16 protein-coding genes are annotated in these 16556 nt (G+C 61.3%); 9 read left to right on the top strand and 7 right to left on the bottom strand.

From position 1 onward, the window contains the following. Window positions 1-13: 13 nt before the first annotated feature. Entirely contained in the window at window positions 14-1489 is a 1476-nt protein-coding gene (locus RQP55_RS07410) for a sodium:solute symporter family transporter (protein WP_315609550.1), read from the top strand. Here the strand turns inward: RQP55_RS07410 and RQP55_RS07405 are convergent. Then, window positions 1486-3414, bottom strand: a complete 1929-nt coding sequence (locus RQP55_RS07405; RefSeq protein ID WP_315609549.1) for a beta-galactosidase — start codon at window positions 3412-3414, stop codon at window positions 1486-1488. The genes RQP55_RS07410 and RQP55_RS07405 overlap by 4 nt on opposite strands. Window positions 3415-3589: 175 nt before the next feature. Between RQP55_RS07405 and RQP55_RS07400 the strand changes: the two genes are divergently transcribed. Further along, the gene (locus tag RQP55_RS07400) at window positions 3590-3805 is read left to right on the top strand and encodes a hypothetical protein (protein WP_315609548.1); all 216 of its coding nucleotides are present in this window, start codon (window positions 3590-3592) and stop codon (window positions 3803-3805) included. Window positions 3806-4368: 563 nt separating this feature from the next. Here the strand turns inward: RQP55_RS07400 and RQP55_RS07395 are convergent. Next, on the bottom strand, window positions 4369-5154 hold the full coding sequence (locus RQP55_RS07395) for a response regulator (RefSeq protein WP_410000275.1): 786 nt from the start codon (window positions 5152-5154) through the stop codon (window positions 4369-4371). Window positions 5155-5315: 161 nt separating this feature from the next. Here RQP55_RS07395 and RQP55_RS07390 point away from each other — a divergent pair, with 161 nt between their 5' ends. From RQP55_RS07390 to RQP55_RS07380, 3 genes are read left to right on the top strand one after another with little or no spacing between them, the layout of a single operon-like run. Further along, window positions 5316-5573, top strand: a complete 258-nt coding sequence (locus RQP55_RS07390; RefSeq protein ID WP_315609546.1) for a NepR family anti-sigma factor — start codon at window positions 5316-5318, stop codon at window positions 5571-5573. Further along, complete coding sequence (locus RQP55_RS07385; RefSeq protein ID WP_315609545.1) at window positions 5570-6154, top strand: sigma-70 family RNA polymerase sigma factor; 585 nt, start codon at window positions 5570-5572, stop codon at window positions 6152-6154. Before RQP55_RS07390 ends, RQP55_RS07385 begins: the two co-directional genes overlap by 4 nt. After that, window positions 6151-7788 (top strand): sensor histidine kinase, encoded by a 1638-nt coding sequence (locus RQP55_RS07380; protein WP_315609544.1) that lies wholly within the window; start codon window positions 6151-6153, stop codon window positions 7786-7788. Before RQP55_RS07385 ends, RQP55_RS07380 begins: the two co-directional genes overlap by 4 nt. Window positions 7789-7842: 54 nt before the next feature. Here RQP55_RS07380 and RQP55_RS07375 read toward each other — a convergent pair whose 3' ends face one another. The 3 genes from RQP55_RS07375 to RQP55_RS07365 all read right to left on the bottom strand — a co-directional run bounded on the left by RQP55_RS07375 (window position 7843) and on the right by RQP55_RS07365 (window position 10061). Further along, on the bottom strand, window positions 7843-8172 hold the full coding sequence (locus tag RQP55_RS07375) for a hypothetical protein (protein ID WP_315609543.1): 330 nt from the start codon (window positions 8170-8172) through the stop codon (window positions 7843-7845). Between the two features lie 19 nt (window positions 8173-8191). Next, complete coding sequence (locus RQP55_RS07370; protein ID WP_315609542.1) at window positions 8192-8461, bottom strand: GlsB/YeaQ/YmgE family stress response membrane protein; 270 nt, start codon at window positions 8459-8461, stop codon at window positions 8192-8194. A gap of 196 nt (window positions 8462-8657) precedes the next feature. Continuing rightward, window positions 8658-10061, bottom strand: a complete 1404-nt coding sequence (locus tag RQP55_RS07365) for a class II fumarate hydratase (RefSeq protein ID WP_315609541.1) — start codon at window positions 10059-10061, stop codon at window positions 8658-8660. Window positions 10062-10650: 589 nt separating this feature from the next. On the opposite strand from RQP55_RS07365, the gene RQP55_RS07360 reads away from it, so the two are divergent. Beyond that, window positions 10651-11250 carry a response regulator transcription factor gene (locus RQP55_RS07360; protein ID WP_315609540.1) on the top strand — a complete coding sequence of 200 codons (600 nt, stop codon included), beginning with the start codon at window positions 10651-10653 and terminating at the stop codon, window positions 11248-11250. Window positions 11251-11257: 7 nt separating this feature from the next. Here RQP55_RS07360 and RQP55_RS07355 read toward each other — a convergent pair whose 3' ends face one another. After that, window positions 11258-11518 carry a hypothetical protein gene (locus RQP55_RS07355; RefSeq protein WP_315609539.1) on the bottom strand — a complete coding sequence of 87 codons (261 nt, stop codon included), beginning with the start codon at window positions 11516-11518 and terminating at the stop codon, window positions 11258-11260. 240 nt (window positions 11519-11758) lie between these two features. Between RQP55_RS07355 and RQP55_RS07350 the strand changes: the two genes are divergently transcribed. The 3 genes from RQP55_RS07350 (at window position 11759) to RQP55_RS07340 (ending at window position 15508) form a co-directional block, all read left to right on the top strand. Further along, on the top strand, window positions 11759-12643 hold the full coding sequence (locus RQP55_RS07350; protein WP_315609538.1) for a response regulator: 885 nt from the start codon (window positions 11759-11761) through the stop codon (window positions 12641-12643). A 404-nt stretch (window positions 12644-13047) separates the two neighbouring features. Beyond that, window positions 13048-14322, top strand: coding sequence for a sugar MFS transporter (locus tag RQP55_RS07345; protein ID WP_315609537.1), 1275 nt, complete (start codon window positions 13048-13050; stop codon window positions 14320-14322). Window positions 14323-14377: 55 nt separating this feature from the next. Next, complete coding sequence (locus RQP55_RS07340) at window positions 14378-15508, top strand: acyl-CoA dehydrogenase family protein (protein WP_315609536.1); 1131 nt, start codon at window positions 14378-14380, stop codon at window positions 15506-15508. A gap of 3 nt (window positions 15509-15511) precedes the next feature. On the opposite strand, the gene RQP55_RS07335 is transcribed toward RQP55_RS07340, so the two are convergent. Next, a complete protein-coding gene (locus tag RQP55_RS07335; RefSeq protein WP_315609535.1) occupies window positions 15512-16471 on the bottom strand; it encodes an acyl-CoA dehydrogenase family protein in 960 nt (319 codons plus the stop codon). Window positions 16472-16556 lie beyond the last annotated feature (85 nt).

Genomic DNA, 16556 nt, shown 5'->3' with positions numbered 1-16556 from the left:
CGGGGGGAGTGCAATGGGGCAGTTCTGGGGATCATTTGCCGGACAGGTGACGATGGCGCTGGCGCTGCTGGCGGTGGTCGGGTTCTTCACCTGGCGCACCACCACCCGCGCCGCGCACCCCGCGCACGATGGCTCGGCAAGGGATGTCTATCTTGCCAGCGGAGGGCTCAAATGGCTCTATGTCGCAGGCGCGATCACGCTGACTAACCTTTCGACCGAGCAACTGGTGGGCATGAACGGCAACCAGATGCTGCTGCTCGCCTGGTGGGAGCTGGCGGGCTTTGTCGGGCTGATGATCCTCGGCTTTGTATTTGTGCCAGTCTATTATCGCACCGGTTGCACCACGGTGACCGAATTGCTTGAGCAGCGTTATGACGGCGGGTCGATCCGCACGCTGATTTCGGCGCTGTTCCTGATCGGCAATGTGCTGATCTACCTGCCGGCGGCGCTTTATTCGGGTTCGCTGTTTCTGAAGTCGATGTTCGGGGTCGATTGGCCGCTCTGGTACTTTGCCGCACCGATGGCCGTGATCGCGGCGATATATACCATCATGGGGGGGCTGCGCGCCGTGGCGGTGATGGACACCTATTCCGGCATCGGCGTGCTGGCGATTGCCCTGCTGGTGGTGGTGCTGGCCTGTAACGCGATCGGCTGGGACTTCTCCGGCATCCCCCACGAACGGCTGACCATGGTGGGCGATGCGGCATCGCCGATCCCGTTCCACACGCTGTTCACCGGCATGCTGTTCATCCAGATCTTCTATTGGTCGACCAACCAGAACATCACCCAGAAAGCGATGACCGCCCCCACCGTGCGCGAAGCGCAGAAGGGCGTGCTCGCTGCAGCAGCGGTGCGGATCATGATCATCCCCGCGATTGTCGTGATCCCCGGCGTGGTGGGGTACAAGCTGTTCGGCGATGTCGATGATGCCGCCTATGGCCAGGTTGTCGCGGCGGTCCTGCCGCAGTGGCTGTCGGGCGCCTTTGCGGCAATGATGGCGGCGGCAGTGATTGCCCACACCGCGGCGATCCTCAACAGCTCGGTCGCGCTCTATGCGGTGGACTTCCACACCAAGTTCGTGCGCCCGGTTACCAACCACTGGAAGCTGGCCAGCACGGTCTCGGTGCTGCTGACGATCTCCTCGATCCTGATGGTCCCGGCCTTTGAGAACGCCAAGTCGATCATCAACCTGTTGCAGCAGTTGAATGGGCTGTCTTCAATGCCGATCCTTTCGGCCTTCATCGTCGCGCTGTTGTTCCGGGGCGTGGCGGCGCGGGCAGCGATTGCCGGCGTGGTCTGGGGGGTGGCGCTCTATGGGGCTTACACCTTTGTCTGGCAGCCGGCCGGGTTGATCGGGCTGCACTACATCGATTTCATGGTGGTTACGCTGGCCACATCGGTACTCTTCGCGCTGGGCTTCAACCGGGTGGTGCTGGGCCGCACCGCTAGCTTCACCGGCTGGCACGGAGCGGCTGACGCAAAGGCCTAGTCCTCGAGCACGGTTACGCCTGCAGGCGGTAACCTGCGTTCGCCCAGCACCAGGCTCCCCTGAATTGAAGGCGGTAATTCAGTATGTTGCGCGGCATAGTTGAATGCAAAAATGCGATTGCCGGCACGGCGCAGGCGCAAACCTTCGGGCAGCGCATGGAGCGCCAGCCCGGCATCGCCCGCCGCTCGGCGTAGGACTTCGGCAGCCAGGCTGGGCTCAGGCCAAGCCGCAAGATAGCGCGTCTGGCCATGCTTCCAGCAGGCCGGAGTCCCGTCCTCCGCGCATATCTCAAGTTGACTTGAGGTTTCTAGATCCTCACGCCAGTGGGCAATTTCCCAGCCCGCACCGGGATGGATCAGGCCGGGGCGAAGGCTTTCGACGCGCACCACCTTGCCGGGGAACAATGTCTGCAGCGGACCCGGCGGCAGGCCCTCAGGAATCGCAAAGTCTGCATCGCGGCTGCCGCTGCGCGGACCGATCACGATCTGCCCGGCAAAGCGCTCCAGCTGTTCAACCAGCGCATCTGGCACAATCGGCAGGCAGGGCAGAACCACCATCGCATAGCCATCGAGTGGAGCGCCTGGCGGGATGATATCGATGCTGAGGCCCAGTCTGCGCAGCGCCGAATAACAGGCAAAGCTTGCCCATAGCGCCGATAGCCCCGCGCCCTGCGGCTGGATCTTGGTCACCCAATCGGCGTCATAGGCGAAGACCAGCGCCACCTGCCGCGGTGCTGCGCCTGCTGCACCCAGCAGGGCGATATCCCGGGCGGACTGGGCGGCCTCTGCCAGGCCGGGGGCGGGCTCGCTATCGGGCCTGAGCAGCCCTGCGTGGTGCTGCTCCTGCGCCTGGGGGAATTGCCGCCAGCGGAAATAGCTGACCAGTTCGGCTCCATGCGCCATCGCCTCCAGCGTCCAAAGCCGGACCATGCCGGGCAGCGGTGCGGGATTGTAACGCGCCCAGTTTACCGGTCCGGGCTGCTGTTCCAGTACGGACCAACGCCCGGTTGCGGTACAGCCGCGATACAGATCGTGGTGAAAGGCGGCGATGTCCGGATGGCCCTGCCGCGCGTAAGCCAGCTTGTCAGCCTCCGCGAAGGGGAAGCTGTCAAGGAAGCCCAGTGGATACGAATCCCATCCGACCACATCCAGATCACGGGCGACGGCATGATGATCGAACTCGGTGAAGAAGCCCATGTAGTTGTGGACCACGTCGCGCCCCGGGGAGAGTTCGCGCAGGATATCCACCTGAATGCGGTTGAAGGCCACGACTTCGTCCGAGGCGAAGCGGCGGAAGGCCAGCCAATGGGCAGGGTTCGCCTCGGTCACGGTAAGATTGGGTAGGTCGATCTCGGCAAAGGAACGATATTCCATCGACCAGAAGACATTACCCCAGGCGCGGTTCAACGCATCCACGGATCCATAGCGTGCGGCCAACCATTCCCGGAAAGCCAGCCTTGCCGCGGCGGAGTAGCTCAGCACCGTGTCATGGCAGCCGTATTCGTTATCGGTCTGCCAGGCGACCACGGCCGGGTGCCGGCCATAGCGCTGCGCTACGGCGCGGGTGATCCGCGCAGCCTCGGTGCGGTATCCGGCGTGACTGAAGCAGTAATGGCGCCGTGATCCGAACCCGCGCGGACGGCCCTGTTCGTCGATCGCGATCATGTCGGGCATGGTGTCGATCAGCCACTTCGGCGGCGTGGCGGTTGGCGTGCCCAGGATTACCTCAAGCCCGGCTGCGTGCAGCGTGTCGATTGCACGATCAAGCCAGCCCCAATCCATTCGGCCAGATTCGGGTTCGATCCGGCTCCAGGCAAATTCACCGATCCGGACCTGCTTGAGGCCGTTGGCGGCCATGCGTCTGGCATCTTCTGCCCAGCAGCTTTCGGGCCAGTGTTCGGGATAGTAGCAGGTGCCGAGCTTCATCGCCTTGGGCTAGCCAAACGCGCGGGGCGCGACAAGCGGGACCGTCCGGCTAGGCGTACGAGCAATCAGTAAAAACCCGCAAGCAGCCAAGTAGCTGCGGATTATCGTCAATAAAATGTTGCGCGGCGGCAAATTCGATTCAATTATGCGCTCCTCAACAAGGGGGAGTTCCCAAATGCGCAAGACCACTGTTGCCCTGGCCGCTTTCATGGCCCTCGGCCTCGCCGCTTGCGGCGCCAAGGAAGAAGCTGCTGCTGACGCAACTGCGACTGAAGCTGCTGCGACCGAAGCTGCTGCTACTGAAGCTGCTGCCACCGACGCTGCGACCGAAGCTGCTGCCACTGAGGCCGCTGCTACTGAAGCTGCTCCGGCCTCGGAAGCTGCCAAGTAAGTCAACGCTGCAAAGCGTTGAAGGATTTAGGCCCGCCGGTTTCGGCGGGCCTTTTTCTTTGCCTTGCCATGGGCTCGGCACGAACTGCCCTGTGTCCGGCTGTGCCGAGTCCTTTGGGAAAGTGCCGAGTCCTTTGGGAAAGTGCCGAGTCCTTTGGGAAAGTGTACGTCGCCCGACGCGGGCCATACGTATCAGCGGCCTTGCGAGGCTACTGTAAGCCGTAAAAACTTTCGATCGGGCGGAACTATTCCGGGGTAAACGGAGTTTCTCCTTTCGCCGGCCCGATTGACCCCCTTCCCGCCATGGGCCGGCACCTGCCTGTGCCCTCCGCTGTTCCCTCCAGCAGTGGGGGGCACATTACAGTGGCAGGTCCTGCCGATTATCATGATGTTGCTATTGCTGGGATCCGGACTGGTCTGGTGCTGTGATGCGGAATAAGCGCATTTCCATCGCAGAACAGACATCACAAGCGGTTCCGGAACCCAGCGCATAGACCACTTCCAGCAGCCCTTTACACCGAGTAGGCTGCTGGAAGTGGTGCCATAAAGTGCTGATAATTGTGCTTAGGCCGCCTGAAGCCCCGGTTGGGTCTCGTGATGAACCAGCAGGGCCTGCCAGATTGTTGCAGTGACCACTTCGGGCTCGAAAGGCTTGGTGATGAGATAGGTTGGCTCCGGGCGCTCGCCGGTTAGCAAGCGTTGCGGAAAAGCCGTGATGAAGATCACCGGTACCGAGAAGTTTTCAAGAATACCTTTCACCGCATCAATGCCGCTTGAGCCGTCAGCCAGGCTGATGTCGGCCAGGATCAGCGAGGGCAGAGCTTCGCGCGCCAAGCTTATCGCTTCATCGCGCGTGCGGGCAACGCCGGCTACCGTGTTGCCAAGCCCCTCGACGATTTTCCGCAGGTGCATGGCGATTATCGCCTCATCCTCGATGATCATCACCGAAGCATGCAACTGCGCTTCCAACTGCTGTCGCGCCAAGGCGATCGTGGCGCGGACCTGATCTTGCGTCGTTTTAAGGATTTCTGCAGTTTGGGCGCAGGAAAAACCTTCGACCATTGTGAGCAGCAGGGCTTCGCGCGCACTGACCGGCAGATTTGCGATAAAGCCGCCAGAACCAGAATTGCCCTGCGTGGGTTTCCAGATTTGATGAAATACCCGGAACAGGCCCAGGCGCATCATGGTCTTCTCGTCCAGCAGGTCCGGGGCGGCAATGATGGCTTCAAGCATTTCACGCACCGCTGTGTCGCCCAAGTCCTGCGATCCGGTAACAGCCCGTGCATAACGGCGCAGGTAAGGCAACTCGTTTGCAATGCACGCACGCAGCGAGACCGGCTGATCTGGCATTGGAACTCCCTTCTCGTCTCGAAAGCCCCAAACTGCATGATGATAGAAAATGTTCCGCAACGGGAACCAAGCAGCGTTCATCCGGTTTCCTTCTGCGACGGCGCGAAGGACGCCGGGCGGTTGCCGGGATCGGGTTTCGGAACCAGTTGAGGCAGACTACAGTGAGCCGGTATTCCTTTTCCACCGCCGAACAAGGCGATAGCGCACATATGCCCGAAGACGAAAACCGTAAGAAGCGGTCGGCCAGCACCGGCAGGCACGCCGAATCATCGGCTGAGGACAACCTTAAGCCCGACCTTGCGTTCGATCCGATCGAGGCGGCCTTGCGTCAACTGCATGAGAGTGTTGCGTCGGAAGCAATCCCCGATGACTTCCTGCTTCTGCTTGATCAGCTTGATGACCGGGCACCGCCTGAATGACAAGCTTTCAGCCTGAGCACCGCGATGGGGCGGAAGCAACGCTGAGCAAGGAACAGTTCAAGCGCGAGGTGATGGCCATCCTGCCGCAGCTGCGTGCCTTTGCCCGCGGGATCTGCGGCAATCGAGATCTGGCCGACGATCTTGCGCAGGAAGCCATGATGCGGGCCTGGGCATCACGTCATACCTTCAAGGTTGGGACCAACTTCAAGGCCTGGATGTTCATCATCCTGCGCAACCGTTGCTATTCGATGGCCAAAAAGAATTCGCGGTTCGTGGCGTGGGACCCTGAAGCGGCTGAACGGATCCTGGTTGCGCCATCGACCCAGCACGTGGGGCTCGACCTGATGGATGTGCAGCGCGCGCTGGAAAAGCTTCCCACCGAACAACGCGAAATGCTGATGCTGGTCGCAGCTGACATGAGTTACGAGGAAGTGGCCCAGATTGCCGGCTGTGCCATCGGCACGGTGAAAAGCCGGATCGCCCGTGGACGTGTCGCCCTGAAGCGTCTGCTGGAAGAGGGGGGTGATGGTGAAGGCCTGTCGGCGGCAAAGCCCGGCCGCAGCCTAGCGGGAGATCGATGAGGACGCTGCGGCAAGCGGGCTCGATTCGGTCCATACTGACCAAAATTCTGATCGGCGCGTTGGTTCCGATGGTGTTCCTTGGAGTCTGGCAAGGCGTACTGACTTACGATGGCTCCCAAAACTTGGTGGCGCAGCGCCTGCGGGCAAACGCATGGGGCATCGCCGAGGGCGAGCGGGATCCCTTCATCATTGCCCGTCGATCGCTGCAAATGCTGAGCCGGCTTGATCCCATCGAGCGCAATCTTTCGGGCTGCGATCAGGTACTGATCGATGCGCGGGAAGGGGCGATTGGCATAAGCAATTTCCTGCGCGCAGACCGCAATGGAGCCATTCGCTGTTCCGCGCTGCCCTATGCGCCAGGCCAGACCATCAGCGGCAATGCCTGGCCAGGGCAGTTCAAATCCCAAGATACATTCTTGCTGGGCGATCCTGCATTTGATGAGGTTTCGAAGCAGCCGACCCTTCAGCTTTACCTGCCGCTCTACGATCGCGCGGGCCGCTTCGATGGCGTGATCGGCGCCGGGATCAGCTTGGAATGGCTATCACGCTCAATTGGGCAGCGGCAGCGCGAGCGTGGCGGGGTGGCGATGCTGGTCAATCGCGATGGCAAGGTATTTTTCTTGAGCGGTCCATCTCGGTTCACGGGTCTGGCCAGAGTTCGCGATGCCCTGCAAGCGCCACAAGCCATCCAATCCGCCGATGGCAAGCAATGGACATATGCGACCGCGCCCATTTTCGATCGTGAACTGTTCGTCGCCTATGCGGAGCCGCGGGCCAACTTTGCCAATGCGGCGGTTTCGCCGATTTGGCTGATCCTGCCTCTCCCCCTGCTGGTGACAGCGCTCAGCCTGATTGGGGTGTGGTTTGCCGCCCACCGTTATCTGCTCGATTGGTTCCCGCGCCTGCACCGCCTGACCCATAGGATCGTGGAGGGGCAACTGATTGACGAGCGCCACCAATTCGCGGGAGCGCCGGCTGAGGTGACCGCTATCGCTGATCAACTGCACGCCATAGCGGGCGCGCTGGAAGGTAACCGCACAGCCTTGCAAGCCTCGCTCGAAATGCAAAAGTCGCTCACGCGTGAGCTTAACCACCGGGTCCGCAATAACATCCAGATCATTGTCAGCTTGCTGACCATGCAGGCCGAACGGGTTCCGCAAGGCTGGATGCGGGAATTGTTGGATCAGGCAAGGGCAAGGGTCTCTGCAATCGGTCTGGTGCAGAGGTTCGCCCATGATCAGCATCAGGACGGCCCAAGCAAAGTGGCGGCATCGGAATTGCTGGCTGATCTATGTGCACAGGTCCGGGCGGCAAACCGCGATGGTCCCGAGCTGGATTTCCAGGTTGAGGCGGATGCCACCTGCAAGCTCCGCTTCGACCATGCGGTGCCGCTGATGCTTTTTGCACTTGAGGTGATATCCGATGCCGCATCGCACGGCGCGCGTCAGATTGCGGTGCGGCTGATGTCTGAGGACAGGGGGTGCCGACTGGAGATCAGCGGCAGCAACGGAGCCGCTCCTCCCAACAGAGACTTCGAGCTTCTCGGTGCACTGGCAGAGCAGGTCTCGGGCCATTTCGGAACCGAGGCGCGCGGCGCGCAGGGCCTCGTCTGGCTTGAGTTTCCCGGGGACTGAATGAAGCGCCCCCGCCGAGCGCAAGAAACCGACGGGGGCTGCAACTGGATTGGATCAGGGGGTTTTGGTTGCCGTCGACGTGGCACTGCGATCACGCACGGCGTCAGCCTTGTTCTCAAGGGTGTCTGCCTTGCGCTCGGCTTTGTCGCGCACGGACTGGGCCCTCTCTTCTGCAAGCTGCTCGGCTGTCGCAGCTTCGCTATTGAGGCGGTTATCCACCTTGTCGGCGCGGTCTTCCATCGTGTCCGCCGTGGCATCGGCGCTGGCTCTGACCTGATCGGCCTGATCTTCCAGCGCATCAGCGCGTTCTTCTGTCTTGGTGTCGTTGCAGGCTGAGAGGCTCAGGCCGGAAACAACCAGCAACAGCAGGGCAAGATTTCGCATGGTCTGTCCTTTGGGGCGGTTAGCGTGGCGTGCCGCGGCGAACCATGTTGATGATCGCCAGAAGCACGACCGCCCCCAGCAGCGAAATCAACAGGGAACTGACGCTGATTTCGCCAGACGTGATCGGTGCGCCGCCAAGAAACGGTGACAGGATGAAACCAGCGAGAAGCGAGCCGACAACGCCGATGATGATGTTCATGAAGACGCCTTGCTGTGCGTCAGTGCGCATGATCATGCTGGCAATCCAGCCAATGATCCCGCCAATGACGATGACGAGGATGATGTTCATAACGATTATCTCCTTACCGGAACGGGCAAACCTCGTTGGCGGTGATGTGGTTCCTCGTGATGGCAAGATTGGCTGCGGCAGGGCGCGATCAGTCTTGCCCGCATGGCATTTGACCGCGCGGGGGTGGCGCCATGGACGGAATCGCCGGCGCCTTGCCAATTGCTGGCGGCCTCAAAATTTCAATCGATTTGGAGGGTCAGATCATGGTTTCTGGTCGGACGAGCCGATCAAAGGTTTGCGCCTCCACGCCCAAGGCCAGTGCAGCCTCGCGCAGCGTCAGATTGTTGTCTTCGGCATGGCGGGCAATAACTGCGGCGCGGTCATAGCCCAGCTCCGGTACCAGTGCGGTCACCAGCATCAATGACCTCTCAAGCAGTTCGGCGATGCGTTGACGCTGGGGTTCAAGGCCGGCCAGCGCGAACCGGGCGAAGGCGTCCATCCCGGTCGCCAGCAGGTCAATCGAGCGGAGCACGGCCGCCCCGATCATCGGCTTGAATACATTCAGCTGGAGCTGCCCCTGCATTGCTCCGGTCACGATCGCCTGGTGATTGCCGATCACCTGAGCGCAGACCATAGTCAGCATCTCGCACTGGGTTGGATTAACCTTGCCCGGCATGATCGAGCTGCCCGGCTCATTGGCCGGCAGGCGCAGTTCGCCCAACCCGCTGCGTGGGCCGCTGGCCAGCAGGCGAATATCGTTCGCCAGCTTTGTCAGCGCAACGGCAAGGGTAACCATGGCTCCTGAAAACCGCGTCAGCGGTTCCTCTCCCGCAAGCGCGGCAAAGGGATTGGGCGCCGGCCGCAGGGACAGGCCGGTATGGCTTGCCAGGGCCTGCGCCATGGCCGCTGCAAAGCCGGCTGGCGCGTTGATGCCGGTGCCGACGGCTGTGCCGCCCTGCGCGATTTCCATCAGACCGGGCTCCAGCGCGAGGGCCAGTTCCTGATGGCACTGCCGCAACTGCGCGGCGAAGGCTGAAAACTCCTGCCCCAGGCTCAGCGGGGTCGCGTCCTGCAGGTGGGTCCGTCCGATCTTGATAATGTTGCGCCATTCGCCGGACAGGGCATCGATCTGGCCAATCAGGCGTTCCAGTGTCGGCAGCAAGCGCCCGCTGGCGGCAAGCGCCGCGGCGATGTGCAGCGCGGTTGGAAAACAGTCATTTGATGATTGGTGCAGGTTGACGTGATCATTGGGGTGGACCGGCGCCTTGCCGCCGCGCTGCCCGGTCAACAGCTCGTTGGCGCGGCTGGCGATCACTTCATTGACGTTCATGTTGCTTTGGGTGCCGCTGCCGGTCTGCCAGATGGCCAGCGGGAACTGGTCACCATGGCCGCCGGCGATGATTTCGTCCGCGGCCTGGCTGATGGCCACGGCGATCGGGCCGGGCAGCTCGGCACGATTAACCTGTGCCGCAGCCTTCTTGATCATGGCCAGGGCGCGGATGACCTCGTGCGGCATCCGCTCCTGCGGGGCGAAGGCAAAGTGCAGCAGGCTTCGTTGTGTCTGCGCCCCCCAGTGCGCGTCGGCGGGGACGGCAACCGCGCCCAGCGCATCGTGTTCGGTCCGCATTGCGACATTTCCGGGTTCGATCGACCTGTCCATCGCTTGTCTCCGTGGCTGGCCCTGGCGCGGTCGGAATTGGGAGCATCAGACTGCGCGCTAATCCCGCGCCGTGCAATCCGCACGGATCAGAGGTGCAAAAGACCCGCGCACCACCGAGCCATCAGGAGGATTCTTGTGGTGCAGCGCGCAACATTCGCACCCAAAGTGGTAACCTGAATGCTGCCGCTCTGTCGTTTACCATTTTGCCCTCGCTCCGCTTGGGGAGGACAACCGTTTACCGGGATCGCCGGCAGCAATTGGGAGACGGCATCAGCCACTCCCCGGCAGGGATCCACCTGCCACCGCCGAGTGCGGCGAGCGTTTTCAATTAGTTGAAAGGGTGTGGCGCCCAAAGTCGGGTCAAATGTCAGTGGGCGCCACAACGTTTTTTCAACACGGCAACAGGATTCGTTCTATAGCAGATTATACTTATCCGAACATTCGATTGGATAAACATAAGAGTTTAAACTTATATCGTCACCACATTCGCAGCTTTTTAGCTTAAAAACTCGTCGGGATGCCGCAAGTTACTCGCGTTTTGGTATCAACTTTTGTGTTATCCGAGGGGTTGCGGCCTTAATTCGCTGCCATGGCTGAATTTAACGTATCGATCATCGATCAGGATTACACGCGTCGTGCGCGGCTGACCCATGCCTTGCTGGCAGTCGGGCGACACGTTGAGCCTTACGAAAGCTTTCGCGAATTTGCGGCTACGCGCCCGGATCGCCAGGTGCTGCTGGTCCACGACGAGCATACCCAGTTGCGCGATGTCCTGAGGTACTGCGAGGAAGAGGGGCTGCGCGTGGCGACGATCGCCTATGCGCACAACATCAACCCCCATTTCGTGGTCGATGCCGTGAAGTCAGGCGTGTTTGACTATTACGCGTGGCCAATCGATCCTGTCGGGCTCAATTCGGCAATCGATTCCTGCATTCGCTCCGCTGAGGCTCGGTGGGAGCGTAACCAGCGCACTGCCGAGGCCAAGAAGCTGGTCAATTTGCTGACAAAGCGCGAAAAGCAGGTGCTCGAATGCCTCGTCTCGGGTCTTTCGAACCGTCTGATCGCCGAACGCTTTAGCATCAGCACCCGGACGATCGAACTGCACCGTTCGCACATCATCCATAAGATGGGTGCTAGCAATTCAGCCGATGCGGTCCGCATTGCGCTGGAAGCCAAGGGTTTCGGCTGAGGCGGCCTCAGAAGGCTTGGGCAACGGCCGAGCCGTCGGCGGCTACTCGGTCGCTTGCAACGAGCTCTGGTGTCAACGTGTCCAGCATTTTTGCCAAACGTTGGAGTTCGCCTTCGATCCTCTCAAGTTTGCGATTGACGTAGGCTGCATCAACCTCGTCAAGTTTAGGCTCAATGCGCAATCTGAAATTGGCGATCGTCAAGCTGATTACGTTTAATGGCTGGCGCAGATTGTGATGCTGTGGTGTGCGATCTTGACCAGCTTCCATACTTGCTCCCCCCTCCTGATTGCGCGAAATCTCGCATTCGTCCGGTTGATCGGTTAAATTAGAATACAAACGACTCGTTAAGCATATCCATTTTTAGACTAAAACAAGTGTTAACCCATATGTTTGGTGCGCCAATCGTTGCCAAATTGGCAGCGGTTGACCATTTCGCCCAAATTGAGCTGCTTTATGAGGCCGCAATCAGGGAAAATACCGTTCCCTCCGGTTTGAAAGGCGACGCGCGTGCGTGGAGAAAACAATCTGCAGCACACCGCGAGAGACAGCACTGCTGCGCAATGCCACGTGCTGATCGTCGATGACGATCCGGTATGTCTTGAAGAATACGCCGAATTACTCGAAAGCCTGGGCTATCCCTGTCAGCAGGCGCCCGATGCGGCGACCGCGCTGCGAATGATCTGCAACGACTATCGAATCGGTATCGTCCTGACAGACCTGCTGATGCCCGAAATGGACGGGCTGACGCTGCTGGATGAATTGTCCAACCGCTTTATGGCGACGCGGCCATTGCTTGCGATTGTCGTAACCGGGCAGACCTCGCTTGATATCGCGATCAGCGCCATGCGTTCGAATGCGATTGATTTCCTCGAGAAGCCGGTTTCGTTGCAGAGCCTTTCGGCCTCCTTGCGGCGCGCCAGTGCGCGCTGGACCCGGCTTGCTGCGGTGTTCCAACTGCAGGCGCTGGCCCAGACCACAGGCGGGGGTGCCAGCGACTTCAGTCAGGGGCGCGCCCCGGCGGCTGGTGCCAAGCCAACGATCGAAGAGCTCCAGAACTTCGCCTCGCAGATGATGAAGGATCGCCAGATCCGGTCGAAGTTTTTCGATGCTCAGATCCTTAACGGACCGGCCTGGGATATTCTAATCGACTTGGCTGCGGCTGGATTGCAGGGGCGTGCGGTGCCGACATCAAGCGCCTGCGCATCAACCCAGGCGCCTTTCTCAACCGCGCTGCGGCACGTCAATCAGCTGGTCGAAGCCAATCTGGTAAAGCGCACCGTGGATCCAGGCGACAAGCGCCGCACGCTCCTTGAGCTAGAGCCTGAAGCGCTCGAGCAAATGACGCGCTATCTTGCGTCGAGCTGGGAAATGCACTCGGTCCGCCGCCGCTAAGGTGCCTTATCTTCGGCAATAGCAAGCGGGGGCGGCGCTGCGCCTGCAAGCTCCTTTGCGTCGCATCACTGTTTAAGCGTTCGGGTGATTGGGTTCATCGCCGAGATGGAAGCCGTCTTGGTTCTGCCATCCGCGCGGCGCCCGCCACGCCAGCAGGCCCAAAACGACCAAAGATAGGCCCGATCCCAGCAGCAAGCAGATCATGCCGCGCAGTATAAGCGATTTGTGACCGGCATCGCAGCCGTATCGCTGCCAGTTAGACCGCAACTGATCAATTTTTCGCGGCACCATCGCAACCGTGGCCGCAGCCCGTCGCGCTGATGGTGGATGAATACGAATACGTGCCTCGCCTTGAACGGCCGGGATGCTAGCATTCGCAAAAGCTTTTTGGGGAGAAGATCAACATGGCGCAAGCCACCAACACAGCGTCCACCGCAGGCCAGGCTGACTATATCGATGCACCGCAGCTCCAGCTGTTTGTGATGGGGTTGTTCTTCATCTTTGGCGGGATCACATCGCTGAACGATGTGATCATTCCCAAGCTCAAGGAGCTGTTCACGCTCAACTACACCCAGGCGATGCTGGTGCAGTTCTGCTTCTTCACGGCCTATGCGGTGATCGGGATTCCGGGTGCACGGCTGGTCAAGAAAATCGGTTACATGCGCGGCGCGGTGGCCGGGCTGGTGACGATGATGGCCGGCTGCCTGCTGTTCATTCCGGCCAGCCAGACCGCGACCTATGGCCTATTCCTGCTGGCGCTGTTCGTGCTGGCAAGCGGGGTGGTGATCGTTCAGGTCGTGGCCAATCCGCTGATCTCGCTGCTTGGCAAGCCCGAGACGGTCCACAGCCGGCTGACCTTTGCCCAAGGTTTTAACTCGGTCGGCACGACCGTGTTTCCCTATTTCGGCTCGATCCTGATCCTCGGCAGTCTGGCGACGGTGACGGCGGACCAGCTTTCGGGGGTGGAGCTGGATGCCTATCGCACGGCCGAGAGCCAGGCGATCGTCCACGGCTACCTGGGTATTGCTGCGGCGCTTGCGGTGGTGGCAGGGGCGGTCTGGCTGTTTCGCAATGCGCTGAAGGGCGAAAGCCACGAAGCCAGCACGGGCCTCGCCGGGCTCGACCTCTTGAAGCGTCCGCGCTTTGGCTTCGGGGCGCTGTGCATCTTCCTTTATGTCGGCGCGGAAGTGTCGATCGGCTCGCTGATCGTCAATTACCTCATGCAGGGCCACGTGATGGGCTTGGCCGAGCAGGCCGCGGGCAAGCTGATCGCCTATTACTGGGGCGGGGCGATGGTCGGGCGCTTCATCGGTTCGGCCGTGTTGCGTGTGGTCAGTCCGGGCAAGGTGCTGGCAGCGGTGGCGATCGGCGCGATCGCGCTCATCGCGATCTCCACCCACACCACCGGAACGCTATCGGGCTATAGCCTGCTGGCGATCGGCCTGACCAACGCGATCATGTTCCCGACGATCTTCACCCTGGCCTGCGAAAAGCTGGGCCCGCGTGCCGCCGATGGATCGGGCATCATCAACGTTGCGATCTTCGGCGGCGCGGTGATCCCGCTGCTGACCGGCGTGATCGCCGATGCCACCGGCAGCCTGGCGCTGGCCTTCATCCTGCCGGCGGCCTGCTATGCCGTGATCGCCGGATTTGGCTGGTATGCGCGGCGGCCAGCCTAACGGGGACGCAAGCTGAAAGCTTGGCAAGGGCGGGGCGGATGGGCATGATCCTGTCATGACCCTGATTGCAGACTCCGCACTTGCCGCCTTTCAGGCCGAAGTTCGCGCCTTTCTGGATGCCGAACTGACGGCCGAACTGCGCGAAGGCGCGGCACGAACCACCAGCGTGTTCGTCGATCCGTCGATCTCGCTGCCATGGCAGGCGATCCTCCATCGGCGTGGGTGGGCGGCACCGGAATGGCCGGCGCAGTTTGGCGGGCCGGCCTGGGATGAAATGCAGCGCTATATCTTCGCGGCCGAATGCGCGCGGGCGGGCACGCCCAGCCTATCGCCGATGGGCCTGAAGATGGTTGCCCCCGTGATCATGCATTACGGCACGCCGCAGCAGCAGGCCCATTACCTGCCGCGGATCCTTTCGGGCGAGGATTACTGGTGCCAGGGCTTTTCCGAACCTGGCTCAGGCTCGGACCTCGCCTCGCTGCAATTGCGCGCGGTGCGCGATGGCGATGACTATGTGCTCAACGGTTCCAAGATCTGGACCACGCACGCCCACTTCGCCAACCGGATGTTCTGCCTGGTCCGCACTTCGACCGAGGGCAAGCCACAGGCCGGGATCAGCTTCCTGCTGCTCGATATGGCCACCCCCGGGATCACCGTTAAGCCGATCCGCACGCTGGCCGGCGATCATGAATTCAACCAGGTGTTTTTTGATGGTGTTCGGGTCCCGGTTGTCAACCGGCTGGGCGAGGAGAACGACGGCTGGACCGTGGCCAAGCACCTGCTGACTTTCGAACGCGGCGGGAAATATGCCCCCCCGTTGATTGAACGGCTGACCCGTCTGCGCCAACGCGAAGGGCTTGATCCGTTGATCACGGCGCAGCTGGCGAAAGAAGTCGTCAATCTGCGCGCATTGCAGGCGCTCGAAATGAAGGCCATGCGCGGAGCCGGCGGCAGCGCGGCGCTCTATGCGTCGGTGCTGAAAGTGCTTGGGACCGAAGCGATGCAACGGGTTGATGCACTGGCTTGTGATATTGAAGGCCAGGAAGGCTGGGCCGTGCCGACCGGGCAGACCCCGGCTGATCTGGCCGTGGCTGTCCCACGCTATTTGAATGATCGGGCGGCCAGCATCTATGCCGGTTCAAACGAAATTCAGCGCGACCTCATTGCAAAGCTTATCCTGGCCTGAAGCTCAGGCGACGGCTGCAAATTCGCTGAGCAGTCCGGCCTCGCTGCCAAGGCCGCTGGCAATCACCAGCAGCCGCTTGAAGTGCGCGCCCAGTCGCAGCTCTTCGGTTAATCCCATCGCTCCGTGCAATTGTGTGGCGCCCTCGCCAACAGTCCTCGCGGCGCCGCGGACCGCGATGCAGGCGGCAACGATGTCGCTTGCCTCTGCCGAGGTGGCCGCAGCCTCGGTCAGCGCTTGGGCCTGCAGCGCAATCAGTTGCATGTCGGCAAGACGATGGCGCAGGGCCTGAAAGCTGGCGATGGGGGCCCCGAACTGGCGACGCTGGACCAAATAGTCTGTCGTATCAGCCAGCATCCGCTGCATCAGTCCGACCGCTTCGGCGCAGCGCCCGATCCGGACCAGCCCATCCACTTCGGTCGGATCCCCATCTAGCGGCGCGCCCACGACGCTCGCGAAGTGCAGATCGGCGACCGTTGAGCCATCGTGTAACCGACCGGGTTCGATTGTCAGTCCCGTGGCATCGCGCGGCACCGCGAATAGGCCCGCGCTTAGTGCCACAACGAAAACATCAGCTGTTGCAGCGCCGGCAACCAGGCGGGCAGTGCCGTCGATCCGATTGCTGTCCCTCAGGCCCGGCAGACAGGCAGCAGTACTTTTGCTGACCAGTGAAGCACGACGTTGCCCGGTGACCAGATCGGGCCCTTCGCCCAGGACTGCGCAGGTGGCCGCGTGGCCGAGCCAGTCGGCCCCAGCAAGCGCTGGACCGAGTTCGGCCATAACAAGTGCCACCTCGATCGCCCCACCGCCAAAGCCGCCTTCGGATTCCGGCACAGTCAGCCCGCCCAGGCCAAGTTGATCGGTAAGATCGGCCCAATCGGGAGTTTCAATATCGGCGGTGAGGCGGGCAATCGCATCGCGCAGCAGCGTCTGCTGTTCGCTCAGCTCAAGGTCCAGTCCGGCCATCTCCAGTCAATCTCCTGTCTTGCGCAATGTTCATAGGCAGCGGTTCGTGCCGACTGCAAGGCGCAAGGAACGTAAGATTGCCCAC

Source organism: Novosphingobium sp. APW14 (genome assembly GCF_032337075.1).
Taxonomy (GTDB): domain Bacteria; phylum Pseudomonadota; class Alphaproteobacteria; order Sphingomonadales; family Sphingomonadaceae; genus Novosphingobium.
Note: the sequence above shows the minus strand (reverse complement) of the source record. Positions and strands in the feature narration are given on the sequence as shown.